This window comes from Prevotella pallens (assembly GCF_900454935.1).
Taxonomy (GTDB): domain Bacteria; phylum Bacteroidota; class Bacteroidia; order Bacteroidales; family Bacteroidaceae; genus Prevotella; species Prevotella pallens.
The window spans coordinates 1639853-1663605 of record NZ_UGTP01000001.1; the positions used below are offsets into that span (position 1 = coordinate 1639853).

At 37.6% G+C, this 23753-nt stretch carries 17 protein-coding genes, 1 tRNA gene and 1 other RNA gene; 11 read left to right on the forward strand and 8 right to left on the reverse strand.

Going from position 1 to position 23753, the window contains the following annotated elements; all coding sequences use genetic code 11:
• The first annotated feature begins 138 nt into the window (after positions 1-138).
• A complete protein-coding gene (locus tag DX009_RS06950) occupies positions 139-942 on the forward strand; it encodes a gliding motility protein GldB-related protein (RefSeq protein WP_181792321.1) in 804 nt (267 codons plus the stop codon).
• Between the two features lie 237 nt (positions 943-1179).
• On the opposite strand, the gene DX009_RS06955 is transcribed toward DX009_RS06950, so the two are convergent.
• Positions 1180-1632, reverse strand: a complete 453-nt coding sequence (locus DX009_RS06955; RefSeq protein WP_006044554.1) for a nucleoside deaminase — start codon at positions 1630-1632, stop codon at positions 1180-1182.
• A 132-nt stretch (positions 1633-1764) separates the two neighbouring features.
• Here DX009_RS06955 and DX009_RS06960 point away from each other — a divergent pair, with 132 nt between their 5' ends.
• The 5 genes from DX009_RS06960 (at position 1765) to ssrA (ending at position 5996) form a co-directional block, all read left to right on the forward strand.
• The gene (locus DX009_RS06960) at positions 1765-2127 is read left to right on the forward strand and encodes a YraN family protein (protein WP_115083490.1); all 363 of its coding nucleotides are present in this window, start codon (positions 1765-1767) and stop codon (positions 2125-2127) included.
• A 38-nt stretch (positions 2128-2165) separates the two neighbouring features.
• Positions 2166-2954, forward strand: coding sequence for a biotin--[acetyl-CoA-carboxylase] ligase (locus DX009_RS06965; protein WP_181792342.1), 789 nt, complete (start codon positions 2166-2168; stop codon positions 2952-2954).
• Positions 2941-3651, forward strand: coding sequence for a UMP kinase (gene pyrH / locus DX009_RS06970; RefSeq protein WP_115083492.1), 711 nt, complete (start codon positions 2941-2943; stop codon positions 3649-3651). Before DX009_RS06965 ends, pyrH begins: the two co-directional genes overlap by 14 nt.
• Before the next feature lie 396 nt (positions 3652-4047).
• A complete protein-coding gene (locus tag DX009_RS06975) occupies positions 4048-5409 on the forward strand; it encodes a dipeptidase (RefSeq protein WP_040595559.1) in 1362 nt (453 codons plus the stop codon).
• A 186-nt stretch (positions 5410-5595) separates the two neighbouring features.
• Positions 5596-5996: a transfer-messenger RNA gene (ssrA, locus tag DX009_RS06980) on the forward strand.
• A gap of 474 nt (positions 5997-6470) precedes the next feature.
• Here ssrA and DX009_RS06985 read toward each other — a convergent pair.
• A complete protein-coding gene (locus tag DX009_RS06985) occupies positions 6471-6926 on the reverse strand; it encodes a DUF6078 family protein (RefSeq protein WP_115083493.1) in 456 nt (151 codons plus the stop codon).
• A 158-nt stretch (positions 6927-7084) separates the two neighbouring features.
• Between DX009_RS06985 and DX009_RS06990 the strand changes: the two genes are divergently transcribed.
• Positions 7085-7690, forward strand: coding sequence for a hypothetical protein (locus DX009_RS06990; protein WP_115083494.1), 606 nt, complete (start codon positions 7085-7087; stop codon positions 7688-7690).
• Between the two features lie 94 nt (positions 7691-7784).
• Here DX009_RS06990 and mfd read toward each other — a convergent pair whose 3' ends face one another.
• From mfd to DX009_RS07015, 4 genes are all read right to left on the reverse strand, one after another.
• A complete protein-coding gene (gene mfd, locus DX009_RS06995) occupies positions 7785-11249 on the reverse strand; it encodes a transcription-repair coupling factor (protein WP_181792322.1) in 3465 nt (1154 codons plus the stop codon).
• A 624-nt stretch (positions 11250-11873) separates the two neighbouring features.
• Positions 11874-12785 (reverse strand): Cbp1 family collagen-binding glycoprotein adhesin, encoded by a 912-nt coding sequence (locus DX009_RS07005; protein ID WP_006044545.1) that lies wholly within the window; start codon positions 12783-12785, stop codon positions 11874-11876.
• Positions 12786-12788: 3 nt separating this feature from the next.
• Positions 12789-13523 carry a 16S rRNA (cytidine(1402)-2'-O)-methyltransferase gene (gene rsmI, locus DX009_RS07010; protein WP_115083497.1) on the reverse strand — a complete coding sequence of 245 codons (735 nt, stop codon included), beginning with the start codon at positions 13521-13523 and terminating at the stop codon, positions 12789-12791.
• 289 nt (positions 13524-13812) lie between these two features.
• The gene (locus tag DX009_RS07015; protein WP_115083833.1) at positions 13813-15870 is read right to left on the reverse strand and encodes a protein-disulfide reductase DsbD family protein; all 2058 of its coding nucleotides are present in this window, start codon (positions 15868-15870) and stop codon (positions 13813-13815) included.
• Between the two features lie 608 nt (positions 15871-16478).
• Here DX009_RS07015 and DX009_RS07020 point away from each other — a divergent pair.
• Complete coding sequence (locus DX009_RS07020; protein ID WP_115083498.1) at positions 16479-16898, forward strand: HU family DNA-binding protein; 420 nt, start codon at positions 16479-16481, stop codon at positions 16896-16898.
• 107 nt (positions 16899-17005) lie between these two features.
• On the opposite strand, the gene DX009_RS07025 is transcribed toward DX009_RS07020, so the two are convergent.
• Entirely contained in the window at positions 17006-20440 is a 3435-nt protein-coding gene (locus DX009_RS07025; RefSeq protein WP_115083834.1) for a leucine-rich repeat protein, read from the reverse strand.
• A gap of 496 nt (positions 20441-20936) precedes the next feature.
• Between DX009_RS07025 and DX009_RS07030 the strand changes: the two genes are divergently transcribed.
• Positions 20937-21398: a hypothetical protein gene (locus DX009_RS07030; protein WP_115083499.1), complete on the forward strand. Its 462-nt coding sequence runs from the start codon at positions 20937-20939 to the stop codon at positions 21396-21398.
• A gap of 447 nt (positions 21399-21845) precedes the next feature.
• Here the strand turns inward: DX009_RS07030 and DX009_RS07035 are convergent.
• Positions 21846-21919: transfer RNA gene (locus tag DX009_RS07035), tRNA-Thr, on the reverse strand.
• Between the two features lie 255 nt (positions 21920-22174).
• Here DX009_RS07035 and DX009_RS07045 point away from each other — a divergent pair.
• Both DX009_RS07045 and DX009_RS07050 read left to right on the forward strand, forming a co-directional pair.
• Positions 22175-22702, forward strand: a complete 528-nt coding sequence (locus DX009_RS07045) for a DUF4199 domain-containing protein (RefSeq protein WP_006044538.1) — start codon at positions 22175-22177, stop codon at positions 22700-22702.
• A 30-nt stretch (positions 22703-22732) separates the two neighbouring features.
• Positions 22733-23689, forward strand: a complete 957-nt coding sequence (locus DX009_RS07050) for a glycosyltransferase family 2 protein (RefSeq protein ID WP_115083500.1) — start codon at positions 22733-22735, stop codon at positions 23687-23689.
• Positions 23690-23753 lie beyond the last annotated feature (64 nt).

Here is a 23753-nt window from a genome sequence, read left to right on the forward strand (position 1 = left end):
CTATTGCACAAAATATGTGTAAAGATAGTAAACCGAATGCTGTATTTTAAGATTTTTAGCAGAGTAGTTGTACGATTAAATATTTTTAAGTACTTTTGCAGTTAAAGAACAGATTAAATTAGTCAAAAAAAAGAAGTAGTGAGAAGAGTTTATTACATATTGTTTGCATTGTGTATAGTTCTAACAAGCTGCCATATAAAAATTTCTTCTGAAGAGGAAGAAAATAGTAACATTGTGCAAATAGAACGTTACGATCGCTTAGAATATCGTTACCTAACTACAGGCGATTTCTCGGCGTTGCAACAAATGAACACTGAATATCCAATGGAAACACGTACGCTTATAGAAGATGTGGTAGAACTTGGGAGTGCTACCGACCCCGATATAAATGCTAAATTCTTAAAGTTCTATCAAGATACCACACTGCAAGCGCTTATTGCGTCTGTAGAGTCGGAATATGCAAATGTCGATGACTTAAACGAACAACTTAGTGCTGCTTTTAAATACTTAAAACATAAATTGCCAAATATAGACGTGCCGCGTATCTATGCGCAGATATCTGCATTAGACCAAAGCATTGTTGTGGGAAATGGAACTGTAGGAATTTCGCTTGATAAATATTTAGGTGAGGACTTTCCACTCTATCTAAAATACTACACACCATTACAAAGGCAGCAAATGACACGCGACCATATAGTCTCCGATTGTTTATCGTTTTATTTAATGAGCGTATACCAATTAAAAGACTTTGATAGTCGCCCACAGTTTGAGCGCGATCTTCATATAGGGAAAATTCATTGGGTAGTTAATCAGGCTTTAGGGCATCGTATATTCCGAACAAAATACGTTGTAGCAGTAGAAAACTATATGCAAGAACACAATAATGTATCGTTCGATGAGCTTTTAAGAATTACCGACTTCTCTAAATTTAAGATGTTGTAATCAATAGGTTTTCATAAAGTTTAATATAGTTTGCTCTACAATACATCAGTCAGCCATTAGACCACAACATATTACATCTTGTTTATTCCATTTGTTTCCGTCGGTCGCTAATGTAAAGGTAGTGGTTTAAACGTACTGATTTTTTTAGATATCTCTAACTTGCAAATTAGATATCTGTGACGTTCGTTACAGATATCTGTCGTGCTGCTATTAGATATCTCAATTTTTTCTATCTGTTTATCGTCGTTGTTTAAAGAATTGTTGCATCAACAGTTTACATTCTTCTTCTCGCACACCTTTTGTTACAATAGTTCGTTTGTGGAGTGCTTGTGGAGCAAAGGCAGAAAAGCCACGTTTCTCGTCGCTACAACCATAAACAACACGCCTTATTTGTGCCCACCCCAATGCACCTGCACACATTACGCAAGGTTCTACCGTTACATAGAGCGTACAGTCTTGCAAATATTTTCCGCCCAATTCGTTAGCAGACATCGTTATGGCTTGCATCTCTGCATGGGCAGTAACATCTATCAAAGCCTCTGTAAGATTGTATGCTCGTGCTATAATTTTATCTCGACACACTATTACAGCACCAACAGGAACCTCTCCCTTCTTAAAAGCTTCTTCTGCTAACATCAAGGCGTGTCCCATATAAAACTTGTCTTTTTCTATTTGTTCTTCGCTACTCATATCTTCTTATATATAGCACGCAAAATTACAATATTAATCTTATAATTGGGAAAAAAGCCATACCTTTGTGGCACAATAAGAACAGACAAGCTGTTTTCTTTTATTTTTCAACAATCTATCATTTCGAATAGTATGGCATTACACAACGAAACCGGCAAATGGGGCGAACAAATAGCATGCAAATATCTTATGCGCGAAGGCTACAGAATTGTAGAAAGAGACTGGAAATATGGTCAGCGCGATATAGATATAGTAGCCATTGAAAACGATGTTTATATATTTGTAGAGGTTAAAACACGTAGAAACGAACGATTTGCCAATGCCGATACTGCTGTAACACCACAGAAAATACGTTCCATTTCTATTGCAGCTAATGCATATATTAAGGGGCATTGTCTAGACCGTGAAATACGTTTCGATATAATAACCATTGTTGGAGTACCCGATAAATACGAAATACGACACGTTAAAGATGCCTTTCTACCATTTATTTGATGAGGAAAAACAAAAACAGCAACTATACTTTTACTTGTATGAACATTATTCGAAAGATACGAGCAGCTTTTCAAAAAGAAAAGATATCGACAACCAAAATAGTGCGGTTAGAAACGGTAAGTAGCACGAACGACTATTTAAAAACTTATACGCCTACAGAAACAGAACAAATGACGGTGGCTGTGGCTGACTTTCAAACTTCCGGACGCGGACAAGGTTCTAACTCGTGGGAAAGCGAAGCAGGCAAAAACCTATTGTTCTCTGTACTCTTACACCCCTCCGAAGTACCTGTTGCTTGTCAGTTTCTACTATCAGAATATGGTGCCTTATCGTTGCGAGAAGCATTGCTACACTACGTAAACAATGGTAGCATTACGCTGAAATGGCCTAACGATATATATTGGAACGACAAAAAACTAAGCGGTACACTGATAGAAACCAAATTAAGTTGTGGCAGAATTAAAGACTGTGTGTTTGGTGTAGGACTAAATGTAAACCAAACGGAGTTTAAAAGCGATGCACCTAATCCAGTTTCACTTAAACAAATCTTAGGAAAAGAAGTTGATCGAGAAGAATTATTGCAACATATTATTGAAGCATTTGAACGCAACTACGAACTTATTCGTAGTGCAAACTACGGTACAATTGCAGCAATGTATCACGATGCATTGTATCGGTCGAAAGGTTTTTATACTTACGAAGATGCAAACGGAGTGTTTGAAGGAGCCATCGTTGAAGTGGAAGACGATGGACACTTAATTCTTCGAGATAAAGAAGGAACTATTAGAAGTTACGAATTTAAAGAAATAAAGTATGGCAAGATTTAAAAGAATTCTACTAAAGCTTTCTGGCGAAAGCTTAATGGGCAAACAAGGATATGGCATAGATGCAGAACGCCTTGAAGACTATGCACGCCAAATTAAAGAAATACACGATATGGGTGTGCAGATTGGTATCGTAATTGGTGGAGGCAACATCTTTCGTGGCTTAACTGGTAGCCAGAAAGGTTTCGACCGTGTAAAAGGCGACCAGATGGGTATGTGTGCAACCGTTATTAATTCGCTCGCATTAAGTTCGGCGTTAGGTGCTTTTGGTGTTAAATCGAAAGTGATGACGGCAATACGTATGGAACCTATTGGCGAGTTCTACAACAAATGGAAAGCAGTAGAAGCACTCGAATCTGGATACGTTTGTATATTTTCAGCTGGTACAGGCAATCCCTACTTCACCACCGATACAGGTTCGAGCCTGCGTGGTATAGAGATTGAAGCCGATGTTATGTTAAAAGGTACACGTGTAGATGGTGTGTACACAGCAGACCCTGAGAAAGACCCAACAGCTACTAAGTTCTCTGAAATTACTTACGATGAGATTTACAACAAAGGATTAAAGGTTATGGACCTTACTGCCACTACTATGTGCAAAGAGAATAACCTTCCTATCTATGTTTTCAATATGGACATTGTTGGTAATCTAAAGAAAGTTATAGATGGCGAAGATATTGGTACGTTAGTACACAATTAAGTAAATGTAGCAAACATAGTATATCTCATATTCACACAATGAGTATCCTATAGTTATAAGAACTCTATTTATAGTGCTCGTATATTATTATGAGATAATTCATAATAAGAAATACATATTCTTCAGAGACACTATAAATAGAGTTCTACACTACTAACGCTATACCAAACGTTGCTTGGTATATTATAAATTGCTTCCATTCTCAACACAACTTGTTGAATTAAATATAGAAGTTATTCTTAATACATTTAAATGCACATTAAAACTAAATATCTATATAGTCGTTAATATAATACACCTTTCCTACTTGTGTTTAGAAAAAAAGTAGTATATTTGCGCTGCATTCGTATTTGCGGCATGCAACTATGAAAAAGAAATCTCAAAACATCAATGACTATGATTAAGAAATATGTAGATGAAAATGAAGCTAGAATGCTCGAAGAGCTTTTTAGCCTGATACGCATTCCAAGCGTAAGTGCACAACCAGCTCATAAGGAAGATATGGTACGCTGTGCTGAAAGATGGAAAGAATTGCTTTTGAAAGCAGGTGTAGACAAAGCAGAAGTAATGCCTTCAAAGGGCAATCCAATGGTTTACGCAGAAAGAATAGTAGACCCAAATGCAAAAACTGTTTTGGTTTACGGCCACTATGATGTAATGCCAGCCGAACCATTTGAACTATGGAAAACTGAGCCATTCGAACCAGTTATAAAAGATGGTCATATCTGGGCACGTGGTGCTGACGATGATAAAGGTCAATCGTTCATTCAAGCTAAAGCTTTTGAATATATCAACAAGCACGACTTGTTAAAGCATAATATGAAATTCATCTTTGAAGGCGAAGAGGAAATAGGCTCTGGTAGTCTTGGTCCATTCATCGAAGAACACAAAGATTTGTTGAAGTGCGATGTAATTCTCGTATCCGACACATCGCTTATTGGTGCTGATGTACCATCTATAACAACAGGTTTGCGCGGTTTAGCCTACTGGCAGATAGAAGTTACAGGTCCAGACCACGACCTTCACTCTGGTACATTCGGCGGTGCAGTGGCTAATCCTGCAAATGTTCTTTGTAAGTTGATAGGAGATGTAACTGGTCCTGATGGCAAAATACGTTTCCCAGGATTCTACGATGATGTAGAAGAAGCATCAAAAGAGGAACGCGAACTTGTTGCTTCTATACCTTTCAACGAAGAAGAGTATAAGAAATCGCTCGGCATAAAGAATATATTTGGCGAAGAAGGCTATAGCACAATCGAGCGTACAGGCTATCGTCCATCGTTCGATGTATGCGGACTTTGGAGTGGTTATCAAGGCGAAGGTGCAAAAACCGTAATTCCTTCAAAGGCGTACGCAAAGATATCTTCACGTCTTGTACCACATCAAGATTATAAAAAGATTGGGCAGCTTGTTGTAGACTATTTCAATAAGGTGGCTCCCGATACTGTTAGCGTGAAAATAGAAATGCTTCACGGTGGTTACGGTTACGTTTGTCCTATCGACTTCCCTGCTTATAAAGCTGCTGAACGTGGATTTGAAAAAGTATTTGGTAAGCGTCCATTGCCAGTTCGCATAGGTGGAAGTATTCCAATCATCTCTACATTTGAGAAATTACTAGGTACGAAGAGTGTGCTAATGGGCTTTGGTTTAGAGTCAAATGCAATTCACTCTCCAAACGAAAATATGCCAGTAGACCTTTGGAAGAAAGGCATAGAAGCCGTTATCAACTTCCATTTGGAATACGATAAAGAAGCATAAAAAACAATACTAACACATAAAAATCCCTGTCGCATCTGATTGTTTGAGACAGGGATTTATTTATATTTTGTAAAACAATTACACTTTATAGCCTTACAGCTTTCTTAATATCCTAAAAAGATAGCTTAAAGTTTTGTTATATCGGAAACTTACAATACCTTTGCACCCACATTTACAATATTTTTTGGGCTTGTATGGATTTGACGGCAAGACGAAATGGTATGTAAGCATGCGGAGCATTGATGACTGGCTCCTAAATCTCGGTTATCGAACAATTAATTGGCGAAAATAATTACGCTCTCGCTGCCTAATCGAAGTACAGTAGATTACTGGCTTTATTCGACTATTAGATAGTTGAACGAGACACTGCTCCAAAGATGTTGTTCCGAATCGTAGGATAAAGCGGTGCAGGTTAAATCGGAAATAGTTTGTGTAAGCCTCGTTGCACAAATGAAGATTTAGAGGATAAGGCATTGGTTGGTGGTTCAGGTCTTGCCAATGCTCGAAAACCAAAGGCTGAAATAAGCATGTAGAAAGCGTATGGTTTCCTTGTGCGGACCGGAGTTCGACTCTCCGCAGGTCCACTTTTAACAAACAAACTATTGGCAATTCACCAATAGTTTGTTTGTTTTTATATCTGCTTTTTACTGATTTAAACTATATTGTTTAAATTCAGAGAGCATATAGATGGGAGAGTTATAAGCAATCTCTACTAAATGTAGATTTATGCATCGGTCGCAAATATAGATAATAAATACATAAATTCAAATTTATCTGACACTTTCTCGAATAGTCTCTACTCTTATTTAGTCGGCCGTTTGCTTACTCTATCTCAATTTCTTGGGTACGTATGGAGATATCTTTACTACATTATATTCAGTTTCTCCGTAGGAACTATTAGTTTTATACCTACGAAACTGTGAGTTTATACGCAGGAACTATAAGTTTCATACCTACGAAACTGTAAATTTCTATGGAGAGACAATTTATAAAGTATATACTTTTCTGTTAAAAGTACCGTGTGTTCGAGAGTAAACGTTGTATAAAAAAGAGTGAAACCATTAGGGGTTCCACTCGAAACTATCAATGAATTCATCGAAATTCGGCTCTAAATCTGGGCAAATGGCTTTGAATACTTCTGCTATTTCGGCTTGCTGATTCTCCGAAATCAGCTTATCGCCTCGTCTGGCTTTAAAGTAAAACGATCGAGATGGAAAGCAATATTGCACCTCTTTGCGCATTAGTTTTAATTTCTTTGCCGGAACTTCGTCGTAAATGTGGCGCATTCCTTTGGCAAAACGTTTCAGCTTTGCTTCTACAAACCACTGGCAAGGTTGTGTTTCTGTGCGAGTTTGCATATAGCGCGGGTCTACAATTTCTATAATTTCGTTGTCGTTTTCTCTACGTTCCAACTTCATTGCCAGTGCTCGCAAACATTGTTCAGCCCGTTTACACTGCTGTTTTGTGGCTATGCAATGTGTGTAATTGTATGGTACGTCTTCTCGTTTTATTTCCATAATGTATTGATTTGTCGTAAAAATAGTACAAAGAATATACCAGTAAAACGGTGTCGAACGTATTTTTATTTCATTCGTTTGGTATTAAAGTATTTTTTAATTAATTTTGCAAATGAGTATTAATAACATCCCTAAAAGCTAACAAAAAACAATCTCATATGAAAAAAGTAATTGGTTTTATTTTGTGTTTAATGGTATTAGGTGCCTGCAGTAGAACACAAGAAGAGAAAGCTAACCTTCTTATTAAGGAAGATATTCAAAAAGTATTAGTGAAACCTGATACTTATGAACCTATTGAAACGAAGTTAGACAGCGCATTTGCACCATATGATACACCAGAGTGTATGGAAAACATATTAAAATGTGTGCAATTATTTATAGAATTTAAAAGATATGAAGAGAACATCAAAGATGCAAGATCTATGATGACGATATTTGAAGATAACTTAGGTTCTCCCTATTTAAAGAATGAGTATAATGAACATAAAGCTGAATATAAGGAAGCAACAAATAAAAAGAACGAAATAGAAAGACGTTTAAAACGTTCGGTCAATAAATTAAGAGAACTTGCAAATGCTAAACGTGAGTTTATTGGATACAAAACTATGCATCATTATCGTGCTGATAATAACGCAGGAAATACGGTCTTAGGAACAGTTTTTTATCTTTTTGATAAAGACATAAATACTATACTTATATCTTTTTCCGAAGAAGAAATCAAACTTATGCAAGAAGCTTCTGAAGAACTGGGGGCAATAGAATAAGTAAAAAACGAATAATCTACTGAATAAAAAAGAGCAATTATAATCGCTGATGAAACGATTATAATTGCTCTTTACTATATAGACGAATCGGATTTTATAGTCCTTTGTCTATCTCACGCAGCACGAATACGGCGTCGCCAACCGTCTTTATGTTTGAAACTATCATTGAGCGTTTGCCGTTTTTTTCCTTAATGTTGCAACGGCGAGGGTTTGCAGCAATATAATCAATACATTTTCCGAAGGCGTTGCTCTTATAGTATGCACTGTTTAGATTGGACACAAATTGCATTTGCAAGGTGCTTTGTTTCAAAATTAGCTTTTCACAACCAAGGTGTTTACCCAATCGGCGGAGCGAAACTACTTGCATTAATTCTATTCCTTGACGTGGAATTGGTCCGAAACGGTCTTCCAATCGTTTGCGATAGGCGTCTAATTGTACATCGTTTTCAATGTTATCGAGTTCGCGATAAAGCAACATTCGCTCTGAACTTCCAGGTACATACGTGTCGGGGAAATACATTTCGAGGTCACTTTCTACGGCACAATCGTCTACAAAATCATCGCCAGAGAGCTGTTTTCCTTCTGCCATTTCCTCCGTATAAAGGTCTTGAAACTCATCGTTCTTAAGTTCAGTTACAGCCTGATTCAATATTTTCTGATAAGTTTCGTAGCCTAAATCTTCCATAAATCCACTTTGTTCAGCTCCAAGAAGATTGCCTGCGCCACGAATATCGAGGTCTTGCATTGCCAAACTGAAACCACTACCAAGGTCAGAAAATGTTTCCAAAGCCTCCAAACGACGCCGTGCATCTGGATTTAAAGCTGCCAATGGCGGTGCAAGCAAATAACAGAAAGCTTTTTTATTAGAACGTCCCACGCGTCCACGCATTTGGTGAAGGTCTGAAAGTCCGAACTTATGTGCATCGTTTATTATGATGGTGTTGGCGTTTGATATGTCGATACCGTTTTCGACAATGGTTGTTGAAAGCAACACATCGTAATCGTGGTTCATAAAACCAATAATAATTTCTTCCAACTCTTCGGGTTTCATCTGCCCATGTCCTATTGCTACACGACAATCGGGCACATTTTTCTTAATAAGACTTGCTAATTCGGGCAAGTTTGCTATTCGGTCGTTCACAAAAAATACTTGTCCGTTGCGACTCATTTCAAAGTTTATTGCATCTGCAATTACGTCTGCCGAGAAAGTTGCAATTTCTGTTTGAATAGGATAACGGTTGGGCGGTGGAGTTCGCATAATACTCATATCTCTTGCTCCCATTAAAGAAAACTGTAAAGTACGTGGAATTGGTGTTGCCGACATAGTAAGTGTGTCGATATTACTTTTCAGTTGGCGTAGTTTTTCCTTTGTCGATACACCAAACTTCTGCTCTTCGTCAATAATAAGTAAGCCAATATCTTTCCATTTCACATTTTTGCTTATCAGCTTATGCGTTCCCACAAGAATATCTATCTTCCCTTCAGCTAAATCCGTTAAAACTTGTTTGGTTTGTTTAGCGGTTCTTGCTCGCGAAAGATAGTCTACTGTAACAGGCATATCCTTTAGTCTCTTCTTGAAAGTTTGATAATGTTGGAATGCGAGTACCGTAGTTGGCACGAGCACTGCCACTTGTTTTCCATCGGTTGCAGCTTTAAAAGCTGCGCGCACTGCAACTTCTGTCTTGCCAAAACCTACGTCTCCACAAACTAATCTATCCATTGGACGAGAACTTTCCATATCTTGCTTCAAGTCTTGCGTTGCTTTCAGCTGATCGGGTGTATCTTCGTACAGGAAAGAAGCCTCCAATTCATGTTGCATATACGAGTCGGGCGAGAAAGAATAGCCTTTTTCATGGCGACGTTTAGCGTATAGTTTTATTAAATCGCGGGCAATATCCTTAATGCGTTTCTTTGCTTTTTCCTTAAGTCTATCCCAAGCTCCAGAGCCGAGAACTGAAAGACGTGGGGCAGCATCGCCACTATCTGCACGGCGATACTTACTAATTTTGTAAAGCGAATGGATAGAAACGTCAACAATATCGTTGTGCTGATACACCAAACGTATCATTTCCTGATAAGATTCGCCAGCAGGAACACGCACTAAACCTGCAAATTTGCCAATACCAAAATCAACATGAACAAGAAAATCGCCTGGTTCCATCTCTTGCAATTCTTTCATTGTAAGAGCCATCTTTCCTTGTCGGGCTTTATCTGACTTTAAACTGTATTTATGGAAACGATCGAATATTTGATGGTCGGTAAAAAAACAAACTTTCAAATCGTTGTCTACAAAACCTTCATGAATGGTTCTGTTAACGGGTATAAAAGGAATGCTATCTGCTACTGAAGTTGTTTCGGCTTTGCTATCTATTTCTTTACTATTGAATATATCGCGCAAACGAGCTGTTTGTTTTTCGCTGTCTGCAAGAATATAAAGTTTATACCCTTGCGACAGATAATCTTTCAATGACTGCGTAAGCAATTCAAAGTTTTTGTGGAAAAGTGGCTGAGGCGATATATTAAAATGTATAATAGCCTTCGCATTTGTATGCTTTGTTCCAAATTCAATTCGCTTAAAATTTAGAGCATCATCATTAAATTGTTGTGCCGTTACAAGTTGAAGATTTGCCTGCAGTTGCTTTCTCAACTCGTTTTGTTCTATCTCTGTTTTGCCTTCAAGTTGTTCGGTAAGTGCTTGTGCAGTGAAGCCTTCGTTGTAAATACGCTCAATTGTGTCATGAATATACAACAAATCTTTCATAACGAGAACCGAATCTTTTGGAAGAAACTGCAAAAAAGGTATTTTCTCTTCGCTCAATGTTGCCAATTCTGGTACAATTTCTACCTTTTCTTTTTTATCCTTCGATAACTGTGTTTCCACCTCGAATGTACGAATTGTGTCTACATCGTTACCGAAAAAATCGATACGATATGGTAATTCACTCGAAAAAGAATAGACATCAAGAATGCTACCACGCACGGCAAACTGACCTGGTTCATACACATAGTCTACTTGTTGGAAGCCATAAGAGCGTAAAGTTTTCTCAGTTTCTGTTAAGTCTATCGTCTGTCCGACGCTTATAGACAAAGTATGTTCGTCTAATTTATGTTTGGCAACCACCAATTCTGCCAATGCCGAAGGTTCAGTAACAATACAAAGAGGCAACGAAGATGTAGTTTTTTCTTCGTTAATAACAGACAAATGCGACAAAACTTCAGTACGTAAAATCTCGTTTCCGGCATCGCGTTGACCATATTTTACAGCTCTGCGATAAGAGGAAGGAAAGAATAAAACTTCAGCAATTTGTTCGTTTGCATTGTCGGGCATTGCTATTGTCTTTAAATCATTATAGAAATAGCCCGCTTCGTCGTTATCGTTCAGCACAAAAAGTACTGTTTTTTGCCATCTTTTTACTATTGAAGCAAAAAACATTGGTGTGGCAGAAGCCAATAATCCTTGAAGAAAAATGGTTCGTACCGACTTTTCCTCCATTGTTTTTATCAAAGCATTGCCTTGAGGCAATACCCCATATAATTTCTGTATGTCTTGTATATTCATCGCAATTATTGCGTTTCAACAAACTGTTAGATTTTACCTTTTTGAAGTACAAAGATACAACTTTTGCCTTAAATATAGACTGGAATTTATGTAAGAAAGTTGTGGAAATGGTTGCAGAATGACAATGGATAATGGTAAACTTCTAAAAATGGGACTTATATAAAGCTTATGTTCTTTTGATTATTAGGAAGAACAAAGCACTACTTTTCAAATAGAAAGTAAAACCTTTCGAGAGGGAGAATATAACTAATGGAGAAAACATAATTAGATTTTATTAAAAATATAATTAGAATTTCTGAATTTATAATTATGTTTTTTATTTTTATAATTATATTCCACACTCCATCTAATTCCATTTCAAAAACTTCGATATATTCTCCGTTTTGATTTCTTAAAATAATACCAAAAGAATCAGTAAGTAATGCGTATATTTTTATAAAAACAAGAATATAGAGGCAGTAAATAAGTGTAAAACAAAGAATAAACACTTAGGATTGCAATAGAAGATATAAAAAGCTGTATTCTATTAAAGAAAACGTGCAATGGAGATAAAAACAGTATATATAAAAAAGGAGGTAAACAACTGTGAATGTGCTTACCTCCCTACTTAATAAGTTTATATTTCTATTTTACTTGTACTACAAGATATTTGCTTGTACTCCAGAATGTTTGAGGATCGTTAATGCGAAGAATATACTGTCCTGCTGCATCTTTCGTAAGAGAATAGCTGTTGCTTGGGTGAGCTGTAAGAATAGTAGCACTCTTACTGTACAATTTAACTTCGCGTGTAGAACGAATATCTATCTTTGTGAAATAGTTTTTGTTGAAACTGCCTTGTAAAACCTTTCCACCAGAGAGAATTTTTTGGTCCTTAAGCTCCTTCTTCGTACCAAAAACATACCAACCCGTATTTAGTTGTACATCTTGCGAAGAGATTGTTTCGCTCTTTTGGTTCGACTCAGTCTGTAAGTTTGCCTTTTCTGTTTCTAAGTTTTGCTTTGCAGTAGTCAGGTTTTCTTTATCTGCTTTTAAGTTAGAAACATCGCTGTTCAAGCCAGTAATAGTCTGGTCGAGTTCCTTTATGTGGATATTTTTAGAAGCTAGTTCCGCACGAAGTGCTTTAAGTTCATTATCCTTTTGTGCTAATTGTGCAGTCATCTGCGTAAGGGTCTTTTTCATTTCTTCACCCTTAAATCCAGTTTCTTGTAGTTGTTTTTGGAGTTTCTTTATCAAATCGCGATTTTCCTGCATACGTTGAGCAATAAATTGTATATTCTCTCTTATCTGTGCAGTTTTATCTCCTTTTTCTCCTTCTTTCGCTAAAGTAACTCTATTTTCTGCTGCATTAATCTCAGCAAATCCTTGTTGAATCTGATTAAGCGTAGCCATCATATCGTTTACTTCATTATCACGAGCATTAATAATAGCACGCAAAGAATCGTTTTGAATTTCTGCTGGATTAAGTGTAGACTTTTCTTGTTTGCAAGAAGCAAGTGCTATAGCACCGCAAGCTGCATAAATTAATAGCTTTTTCATATTCTATCTATTTTCATTATACTTCGAAGAGTGTTGATCTTCGTTTATATCTTTTCGTTTCTTCTCTTTTTCTTTTCCCGCCAACACTATAACAAACTCGCCTTTGGGTGTAGTTTCTTTGAAATGTGCAAGCACTTGAGCTAAAGTTCCACGAACACTTTCTTCGTACACCTTAGATATTTCGCGACAACAACTAACCATACGACTATCACCAAATACTTCTATGAATTGTTCCAATGTTTTTACGATACGATAAGGAGATTCGTAAAATATCATTGTACGAGATTCGTTGGCAAGACTTTCTATTTGCGTTTTACGTCCTTTTTTTTGTGGCAAGAAACCTTCGAAACAAAATCGGTCGCACGGAAAACCACTCGATACAATGGCAGGAATTAGGGCAGTAGCACCTGGAAGTGTTTGAACTGTAATGCCAGCTGCAATAGCTTCACGAGCCAAATAGAAACCTGGATCGCTAATTCCAGGCGTACCTGCATCTGATATAAGCGCAATTGTTTCGCCAGCTTTTAATCTGTCTACTATTTTTGCAGCTGTTCCGTGTTCGTTATATTTGTGATGGGATATTAAATGGTTTTTTATATCGAAATGTTTCAACAAGTTACTCGACGTACGAGTATCTTCACAGAGTATTAAATCTGCTTCCTTAAGAATACGAATGGCACGAAATGTCATGTCTTCCATATTCCCTACTGGTGTTGGTACAAGATATAAAATTCCCATAAGTGATGCAAATGTAAATGAAAAGTATTGAATGTCAAAATTAATTAGGATTTTTTACATGTAGTTTTATTTCATATTCATATAAAAACAAATAAAACACTGTTTTAGAACATAAGATATAATGTATAAAGAATGAATGTTTTGGATAGAAAAAGACCAACAAGTGTTTGTTCTGAGAACTAAACCTTGTTGGTCTTATTGTTTTTACTAACTCTTATTGCTTTTACTAATAAGGTTGTGTGTGTTACCTTATTAAGTTATAATGATAGGATATGTTTCCTACTGTATTTTACTTCTTATAGTTTTCAATACCTTTATTTAGGAAGTCGAGATAACCTGGAATGTCTTCTTTGTAAACGAAGCTACCACTAAGTGGTTTTCCATGATTGTCTACCGTTACATAGAATGGTTGTGCCAGATATCCGAATTTAGATTCTTCCAAATAACTCCATTTATCGCCGACTGTACGTAATGTACGTGTTGTTCCATCGGGACGTTTTACTTTAATAGGTTCTTTCAGCGGAGTTTTATCGTCTACGTAGAGCGAAATCAATATGTAGTCGTTGTTAAGTTTCTCTGCAACTTCTGCGTTTGTCCACACTGCACCTTCCATCTTACGGCAGTTCACACAACCAAATCCTGTAAAGTCGAGCAAGACTGGCTTTCCTGCTTGTGCAGCAGCACGCATACCTTCTTCGTAATCTTTGTATTTTGGTTCTACTTCTTGATGGTGCAAGTTGAAGTCTTGTGTGTAAATAGGTGGTGCGAATGCACTAACAGCTTTCAAAGGTGCACCCCAAAGACCTGGAACCATATATACAGTGAAGGCTAAAGATATCATACCAAGCATAATTGCTGGTACTGGCATAGCTGTTTGTGTTTGGTCGTCGTGTGGGAATTTAACTTTACCAATGAGGTAGAGTCCCATTATTCCGAAGATAACAATCCATATTGCGAGGAATGTTTCTCTGTCGAGTATACGCCAGCCGTATGCAAGGTCGGCAACTGACAAGAACTTGAAAGCGAATGCTAATTCTATGAAGCCTAATACTACCTTAATCATATTCATCCATGAACCTGATTTAGGTGCTTGCTTCAGCCATGTTGGGAACAATGCAAACAGTGTGAAAGGCAAAGCTAATGCAAATGCAAAACCAAACATACCTATTGCTGGTGCTACCCAGTCGCCACTTGTTGCTGCTTGTACAAGAAGAAGTCCTACTACTGGTGCTGTACAAGAGAATGACACCAAAGAAAGTGTGAATGCCATCAGGAAGATGGAAAGCAAGCCTGTTGTTGCTGCTGCTTTATTGTCGATTGCATTTCCCCACGATGCTGGCAAACGGAGTTCGAACCAGCCAAAGAAGCTCAATGCGAATACTACCAACATTAGGAAGAAGAAGATGTTGAACGGTGCGTTTGTTGCGAGTTCGTTCAGTTTCTGCGGACCGAACAGGGCTGTTATAACAGCTGCCAAGCCCATATAGATTACGATGATTGAGATTCCGTAGGTTACGGCGTCGCGAATACCTTTCTTCTTGTCGTCTTTAGCACGTTTTAGGAAGAAGCTTACTGTCATTGGAATAATAGGCCATACGCAAGGTGTTAGCAAGGCTATGAAACCTCCTACGATACCCATAAGAAAGATTCCCAATAACGACTTGTCGTTGTTGTCTTTTTCTGCGCTAAATGCTTTCAGTTCTTTAATTACGGGTTGCCAAAGTTCTGAAGCTGTTGCTGCACTTGTTCCTGCTGATTGCACAGAGTCGCCTGACATTGTTCCGCCCAATTCGGCTGTCTTTGCTGTATCTGTGGTTGCACCTGGTGCAGCTGCCACTTCGCCTATTTCGTTTTCTCCCTCTTTGGCTGCTGTGTTTTCTGTTGCTGCTGGTGCATCAGCCGGTCCGTTTCCTGAATAGCTAAACTCTACTGAAGAAGGTGGCATACACATTTCGTCGTTGCATGCGCCATATTCCATATAGCCTGCTATCTTATAAGTTTTGCCTGTTATTTTATATTTCTGTACGAAGCTTACACTGTGTTCGAAGTAGCGTAGTTTCATTTCGAACACTTTGTCGAATACGTTTATTTCTTTACCACGTGGTGTTAGCTTACCCATTGGCTGTGCGCCTTCAGCTTTTTCTGTGGTGAGTGCTGCTGATGTTGGTCCGCCAGATGGTAGTCCTGTTGAATATACGTGCCAACCTGCATCGATTTTACCTGTAAAAATAACATCTACCTCTGTTGGCGATACTTTCTTTTGTTGTACACTAAAGCGTACTGGGGTTTGCGCCATTGTTGTAAGACTGAATAACGCAAACAAGGCTAAAAGAATCTTAGATTTCATTGTTGTTAGCTTATTTAAATTGTTGCTATTTTGTTCTGTTTTCATTTGATGTTGTTTGAGAATGGAAAGATTACTGTTTGCAAAGGTAATGTTATTTTTTTAAAAACAAAATCATTATGTTATATTTGTGCTTTCTTACTGTTGTTTTTTCGCCTTGTAAATGCTGTGAAGCCCGTATTACGGTGGTGTTAAAGAGTATATATAATAAGGTGAAACCAACGAGCTGAATGGTTCAACGCATAAAACATTACGAACTAAACAATGCCTATTCAGTGTGTTTTCAAGCAATTACTATTAATAACTTCATTGTTCTTTATTAGTTTATTGGCAATTTCTTATTAGCTTATTACCAATTACTTATAAGTTTTTGATAGAAAGCTTATAAGCTTTCTGTAAATAGCTTATAAGCTTTTAGCGAATAGCTTATAAGCTTTTTGATAATAACTTATAAGCTTTTTATTTATAGCTTATAAGTTTTTTTGGCTCTATCTGTTGTAAAAACCGAAGGAATTAAGTATCTTTGTGCTGTTAATGTAGTAAAAAGGCTTCTGAAGACTAATTCCTTCGGCTTCGGAAAGACAGAATAAGGGAGGAGTTATTACTAACTTATGGCAGGAAAATCATTGAGTTACATTTTGGTAGAGCGCAAACTAAATGTTGGTCCGAAAGGCAAACAGATTATGCAGATTGCACAGCCTACGAATCGTCGTCGGGTTGATTTTGAAAACTTTTGTGCACAAGTGGCTCGTGCTACCACATTCACCCGCCAAGAGGTGGCGGCTGTTTTAAGCTATTCAACAGAGATAGCACGCGAGATTGTTGCAAGTGGCGACATTGTGGAATTTGGCGATTTGGGTACACTTAAACCATCGTTTAAAAGTAAAGCGGTGCCTAAGGGCGAGAAGTTTAAGCCCAATGTGCATATAGAGAAAGCTGTGGTAAAGCTTTCGCCATCGGCTAAATATTTCACGTTGAACGATGTGTCGTACGAACAAGTGAGTAAGTCGGAGAAGAAAAGTAAGCTGTAGGGAACCGAATTTGATGGGTTTCGTATATACTATGATGCCTACAAACACAAAGTATGCCGTCTAGAAGTATCTGGACGGCATACTTTGTGTAGAATATAATGTGGCGGTTATGGCCGAATAAGTTTCAACGAACAACTGCGCTTAGCTCCACAGAGTGTAAGAACGTAGACTCCTGAAGGTATGCTGGTTGCATCTATTCGGGCATTGCCTGAATGTATTGCAACTTCGGCAAGTTTACAGCCTGTAAGGTTGTAGATTGCAACTGTATTGAAGTGGTGCGATACGTTCGATAGAACTATGCTGTTTTCGTTGTTCTGCACGGTTGGTGTTTCGCTGTTCACAGCCTCTACGGCATCTGGCGTGGCTTCAACAATGTTAAACTCTTTCCAAGTGTGCGAGGTGCTGTAAGCCTGCTTGCTTCCTACTGGTACACTTAGCGTGCACGTTTCGTGTTTTACACCTTCGAACACATCGTCTGTGTAGGTGTTCTCTACTGGTTTAATGTTCTTAACTGTTAAGCTGTTTAAACCGCTGCAGCCACAGAATGCTCTGTATCCGAACTCGTTGAAAGCAGGCGAAAACTCTAGTTTCTCAATATTTTTGCAGTACCAGAAGGCAAAGTCGGCAATCTTCTTTGTGCTGACATTCATCGTAAAGGTCTTGTCGTTCTTTCCGTTTGGATAAATGTAGAGCGTTGTGTAATTCTTGTTGTAAAGTACACCATTCTCTACAGCATACTTTTCGTTGTTGGCATCAACTTCGAACAATTGGAGGGCAGCGCAACCAAGGAACGGATTGTCTATAAGTTTGGCAGCCGACATACCTAACGCCACTCGCTTCAGTCCGAGACATTCGGCAAAGGCAGCGTAGTCTATCATCTCTGTCGCCATAGGTATTTCGAGCGATTCTATGCCGTGATTGTGGAAGAATGCTTTCTCGCCAATTGTCTTCAATCCGCTTCCTAACTTTAGTCCTGCCATATCGTTGCAATTCAGAAATGCTTCGTTTTCAATGATTTCCAATGAATTTGGAAGCGTAACGTTGTGTAGTTTCTTACAGTTCTGAAACGCATATACAGCAATGTGTTTTAGCCCTTCTTTCAGTTCTATAGTTTCTAAGTTGTGGCAATCTTGAAAAGCATTCTTGTCTATCTTTGTGAGCGATGCGGGCAGTTCTGCTTTCTTCAGTGCCTCGCACATACCAAAAGCACCTTCGGGCAAGGTGGTGATGCCTTCAGGAATTTGAATCTGTTCCAGTCCGTTTGCACCAAAGAAAGCTTCAATTGCCAGGTCTTGGAGCGATTTTGGCAGCGTCAGCTTCTTTAGCATGGGTGTTTGGTCGAATGTGCGCTTGTTTATCTTTGTTACACCATCGGGTATAGCCACTTCCTTTAGCTTAGCACAATAGGTAAACACGTAGTTGCCCATTGTTTTTAGTTTAGATGGCAGCTGAATGGTTTCCAATGCATCGCAAACACCAAATGCTGTGCTTTGTATCTCGGTAACTTCGTCTGGAATTACAACTTCTTTCATACTGACGCATTTAAAGAATGCACCGATGCCTATTTCTCGAATATGTTTTGGAAGCACCACCGACTCTATGCTGCAACACTTAAAGAATAACTTTTCGGGCAGCAAGGTGGGTTTTGTTCCATCAACAAAATACTTTCTGTCCTTCCCCATATCGTCGGTAAAGATGTAATAGCTATCCGATGTGTCGCCTGTAGATACAAAAGAAACTTCGGATAGGTCTATTCTTTTCAGCGTTGTGGGTATCAGCGCACCATATTCATCAGCCCCGCAGAACTTTCTTACCCAACGCAGGTCGTAACTGTTCAGTGGTCCAACTATCTTTAGAGTGTCCACAACATCGAGCCACACATTCTCGGGAATCTTGTCTTCAAGTTCTCCTGCTTTATCCACACTTACCACTACCTTCTTTATTCTATCGCCTACTTCTTCCTGACAGCCTGTTCCATCGCCTACTACTGAAACCAGCCAGCCCTTGTCTGTTGCAATCTTCGTGTTGCTCACTTTGGCAGCTCCTGGCACATCATTATATAGCAGAATGCCGTGCAAATCGCTCTCGTCGTCCTCTGGTCGTTTTTCTCTCAACGAACGATACATTGCATTCAGGGCACACGCATCTAACTTTGTGTTGTTCACCGAAACATAGCGCAGATTTTTACAGTTATCGAAACCAATGCCAGTGCTGATGGGATTGCCCGCAATGACAACGTCGAGCAGACTTGTACAGTTGCTGAAATCGAGTTGCTCAATTTTGTTGTTACCACAATTTATAGCAGAGAGCTTTGTTTGTGCAGTCAGGTTGAGCGTGCCTATTTGGTTGCCGTCACAAGTAAGATTGTTTAGCAATGGTAGTTTTGTTGTTTCTATCTGTGCAAAATTGCAACTGCTGCAATTGAGCGAGGTGAGCGAATGTGGAAAATCTGCCGTGTTTAATTTCGGATTTACCGAGCAGTCTAAGTTTTTCATACTTGTACAGCCTGTTAGGCTCAGTGTGGCAAGGTTGTTAGAAAAACAGGTAAGTGTTTCCAATTTATTCAGTCCGCTGACGTCGAGTGTAGTTAGCTGATTGTTGTTACACACCAGCGATTCAAGGTTTCGACAGGCTGATAGGTTCAGACTTGTAAGAGCGTTGCCTTCACACGATAGAGCTTTAAGTTGTGTCATTCCCGTTAGGTCGAGTTGAGAAAGCTCGTAGTTGTTGTCTATTCCTAACAGCTTCAGTTGTTTTGTTTGCGATAAATCGATTGCCTTTAGTCCAGCAGCAGGCACCATCAACGTGTCAATCTTGTTGTTTGTTGGTAGTGAGAGTGTGCGCAATGGCCGTCCTAATCCTACGGCTACATACCTCAATTCGCTATTCTTGCTCAAATCGTATTCGTCCACAAGCGTCTGCAAGGCGTCAAGATGCTTTAGTTTAGGACAGTTCTTTAGGTTCAAGTGTTTTAGTTGCGCGTTAGATGTGCACATTAATAATTCCAATGTAGGGTGCGATGCAAGCGTCAGTTCCTTAAGTCGGTTATTGGTAAGAATAAGGCTATCTATCTTAGAATTATGCGTTAGGTCGAGTTTTTCTAACGGAGAGTCTTGCACGTATAGAAGTTTCAGTTCTGGATTGTCCGATACGTTCAGGTCTTTTACAAAATTCTTTCGCGAAATAAGGTGCGTTAGCATAGGCAGTTTCGTAACGTCAAGCGTTGTTAGTTGGTTGTTGGAACACTCTAACACTGCAATGTTGCCATAAATAGTAAGGTCTTGTGTTTCGATGTTTCCCTGTATTCGTGTGGCTGTCTTGTTGAGTTTTCCCTTGTGAGAGTTTCCATCGCCCCAATTAAGCGTATACTCTCCCTCTTCTGCACCCATAATTAAGAGTGCATATTTACTACCAATCTTACCCGCAAAGTGCATCTTCACACAAGGGGTATTAGGCTGATTGTGTTCTGCTCGCATAACGTTCAACGAGCCTAATAGCATAAAAATAGCTACTAATAGCATTTGTTTCATATACTTTTTCATACAGTCTTTAGTTATAAGTTGTTCTTGTTTCAGAACACTAAGGTTATTACTACTGAGCAAAGTTAAAGCAAATTATGCAATAAACAAAATATTCGAACTAATAAAACAAGCTATATACATATTCTATTTACACCTTATTATATTATATATAGTAGATTGCAGAAGAATGTCTAAGAAATTAATAATTATTGCAAAACAACCATTGCTTCACATTTCTATTTATACAGAATATTTATTTTAAATATTAGAATAGACATCTTTGATACACAAAATTACCTAATAGATTATCGTTGCTAAACAGCTGCATAATATTAAATGGTATAAAAAGAAAATCTCATTCTATAATATTAGAAATGAATTTACGTTAATTCATTACATATTACATAACTGATTTAATTCGGAAAAAGAGTTATCAACTTAACCGAATTAAGATGCATTTACGCTAGTTATTGTATATTTGTTACATAGCTGCATACTTAAAATAAAAGTGAAATTTATGAATAAACATTTTAAAAGAGGACTAATATCTATGAGTTTATGGATATTATTCGTTATAGTAGTCTGGGGTTCATATCTGTATATAACTAAAAGACCATTTAGTTATTTCATAGACGAAGAAACTGGAGGTTTTATATCAGCAACTTTTTTTCTATCGTGGGCACTCATTTGGTTTGGTATCGGACAACACTACAGTAAAGATTATGACATAAAGAGAAATATATTCGAGCAGAAAAATCAAGGTATTGATACTAAATATCTTAACTTAATGTTCAGAAAAATATACTTTGCAAACTTTGCTAAGACGCTATCTTCGCTCTTCTTTATTTCTGTTCCGTTTTATTTGGCAGCCAACGTAAGAGATTTACCATCTTTAAAAGATTGCATAATAATTGGTCTACTTATGCTGCTTTCTATCACTTCTTATCTATATTATAAAAAGAATAAAGAGAAAATATAAACAGTTGCTACTGTCTGTCCAGCAATCTAATAGAATGTTTCTGAATTTAGAAACAACAACTAAATGTTAGTTACTCTTCTTTCAGATATCTGTAACTTCCGTCGCAGATATCTATCGCGTTCGTCTCAGATATCTGTGAGTTGTGAATTAGACATCATAACAAACAACAGATTTTATTTAGTGATATTATAATGCCTAATAGTTATTTAGTCTGCTGCAGAGTTAGGAAATCTTTTACTTGCATTGTTTTAATTTAATCATTATTATAAGCCTCTAAGCAACAACACATTATTCAGAATTTTGTTATATCGGAGCGGAAATCATTATATTTGCCAGCTTTTTCAAAATATACTCTTTTCTTTTTCACAGAGTCTACATTTAGACACATAAACAGACAACTATAATGCAAAAAAAATAAGAGTACTTATTTAAAAGTACTCTTATTTGAGCCTCTTGTCGGATTCGAACCAACGACCCCGAGATTACAAATCACGTGCTCTGGCCAACTGAGCTAAAGAGGCGAGGTGGGCAAGCGGTTCTTATCGCGTCGCTACAACCTTCTGCCCTTGCTACGTTCCCGTCCTGGGGGATTAAAAGGGAGCTGACCGTAAGAGACTTGCCCATTTCTCTTTTCATTATTGAAAAGCGAGTGCAAAGATAGCAAGTTTTTTCTGAATAAAACAAGTTTGTGGTCCTCTTTTTGCGTTTTTAACAAAAAAATATAATTTTACGATGGCTATACATTATATATTATATAATTTCCGTATTTTTGCAGTATGAATAATGAAGAAATAAAACAACTTCGCGTTTACGCACGATACGATGGAATATACTTAGCAATAATATGGGCTGTTAGCTTTACTTGCTTTTTATTATTACCATTGTCTCCTATTTTCTCTACTTTCAGTTCATTGCTAACAATATCAACACCTTTCTTTGTAGCATACCGACTGAAAATATATAGAGAAATAGGTTTGAATGGAGTTATTTCGTTTAAGCGTGCCTATTTCTATTGTATGCGTGTCTTTGTAAATGCAGCCTTGCTTTTTAGTTTATTGCAATGGCTTTATATGACTTATTTAGACAATGGAAAGGTGATACGCATAATAACTTCTGTAACATCTCTTTCCGAATACAATAGCTTTTTTGCTGCAATGGGAATAGATAGAAAAGAATTTATTGCAATGTTACCAGAAGCTTTTTCGCCAACACCAATGGCTGTAAATAGTTTAATGTACGAAGTTCTTTTCGGTGCTATTATTAGTCTTATAGTATCGGCTATAATGGCACGTAATAAGAAATAACAGAAAATAACACTCGAAGAAATAAACAATATGGATATATCGGTTATAATACCACTCTACAATGAAGAAGAAAGCTTACCAGAACTGCATGCTTGGATTTGCAGGGTAATGGATGCGAACCACTTCTCGTACGAAATAATTTTTGTAAACGATGGTTCTACCGACAAAAGTTGGGAGGTTATTCAACACCTTAGTAAAGAAGACAAAAATGTACGAGGCATTAAGTTCCGTAGAAACTATGGAAAAAGTCCTGCACTTTTCTGTGGTTTTAAAGCTGCACAAGGTAATGTTGTTATAACAATGGACGCAGACCTCCAAGATTCGCCCGATGAAATTCCTGCACTTTATAAAATGATTACTGAAGATGGTTATGATCTTGTAAGTGGTTACAAACAAAAACGTTACGACCCATTAACAAAAACCATTCCTACAAAACTTTTTAATGCAACAGCACGAAAGATTAGTGGCGTAAAAAATCTACACGACTTTAATTGTGGACTAAAAGCGTACAAGAAAGACGTAGTAAAAAATATTGAGGTATATGGGGAAATGCATCGTTATATTCCATACCTGGCAAAAGAAGCTGGATTTAAAAAGATTGGGGAGAAGGTAGTACACCACCAAGCACGTAAATACGGAACAACAAAGTTTGGGATTAATCGTTTTTTTAATGGTTATCTCGATTTAATAACACTTTGGTTTCTAACCAACTTTGGTAAGAAGCCAATGCATGTATTCGGATTGTTAGGCAGTTTCGTTTTTCTTGTCGGATTTATATCTCTTCTTTGGCTAATTATTGAAAAGACCATAAATCTTTTCAATGGTATTTATGGCGATTTGCTCACTAACCATGCTACATTCTTCATTGCATTAACAGCAATGATTTTAGGAACACTACTCTTCCTATCTGGATTTTTAGGCGATTTAATCAGTCGCAATAGCGATAGACGAAACGACTATCTTATTGAAGAGGAAATAAACTTATAAAGTAAATATAGAATAGGAATATGACACTCCATATTTCTATTCTTTCGTTTTCTATATTTTTTAG

Bases quoted from the DNA above. Each gene is read 5' to 3' on its own strand.
- DX009_RS07005 (WP_006044545.1), bottom strand. From the start codon at position 12,785: ATGAAAAAGCTATTAATTTATGCAGCTTGCGGTGCTATAGCACTTGCT.
- pyrH (WP_115083492.1), top strand. From the start codon at position 2,941: ATGGCAAGATTTAAAAGAATTCTACTAAAGCTTTCTGGCGAAAGCTTA.
- DX009_RS07030 (WP_115083499.1), top strand. From the start codon at position 20,937: ATGAATAAACATTTTAAAAGAGGACTAATATCTATGAGTTTATGGATA.
- DX009_RS06955 (WP_006044554.1), bottom strand. From the start codon at position 1,632: ATGAGTAGCGAAGAACAAATAGAAAAAGACAAGTTTTATATGGGACAC.
- DX009_RS07025 (WP_115083834.1), bottom strand. From the start codon at position 20,440: ATGAAAAAGTATATGAAACAAATGCTATTAGTAGCTATTTTTATGCTA.
- DX009_RS06975 (WP_040595559.1), top strand. From the start codon at position 4,048: ATGATTAAGAAATATGTAGATGAAAATGAAGCTAGAATGCTCGAAGAG.
- DX009_RS07050 (WP_115083500.1), top strand. From the start codon at position 22,733: ATGGATATATCGGTTATAATACCACTCTACAATGAAGAAGAAAGCTTA.
- DX009_RS06965 (WP_181792342.1), top strand. From the start codon at position 2,166: ATGAACATTATTCGAAAGATACGAGCAGCTTTTCAAAAAGAAAAGATA.
- mfd (WP_181792322.1), bottom strand. From the start codon at position 11,249: ATGAATATACAAGACATACAGAAATTATATGGGGTATTGCCTCAAGGC.
- DX009_RS06960 (WP_115083490.1), top strand. From the start codon at position 1,765: ATGGCATTACACAACGAAACCGGCAAATGGGGCGAACAAATAGCATGC.
- rsmI (WP_115083497.1), bottom strand. From the start codon at position 13,523: ATGGGAATTTTATATCTTGTACCAACACCAGTAGGGAATATGGAAGAC.
- DX009_RS07015 (WP_115083833.1), bottom strand. From the start codon at position 15,870: ATGAAATCTAAGATTCTTTTAGCCTTGTTTGCGTTATTCAGTCTTACA.
- DX009_RS06990 (WP_115083494.1), top strand. From the start codon at position 7,085: ATGAAAAAAGTAATTGGTTTTATTTTGTGTTTAATGGTATTAGGTGCC.
- DX009_RS07045 (WP_006044538.1), top strand. From the start codon at position 22,175: ATGAATAATGAAGAAATAAAACAACTTCGCGTTTACGCACGATACGAT.
- DX009_RS07020 (WP_115083498.1), top strand. From the start codon at position 16,479: ATGGCAGGAAAATCATTGAGTTACATTTTGGTAGAGCGCAAACTAAAT.
- DX009_RS06985 (WP_115083493.1), bottom strand. From the start codon at position 6,926: ATGGAAATAAAACGAGAAGACGTACCATACAATTACACACATTGCATA.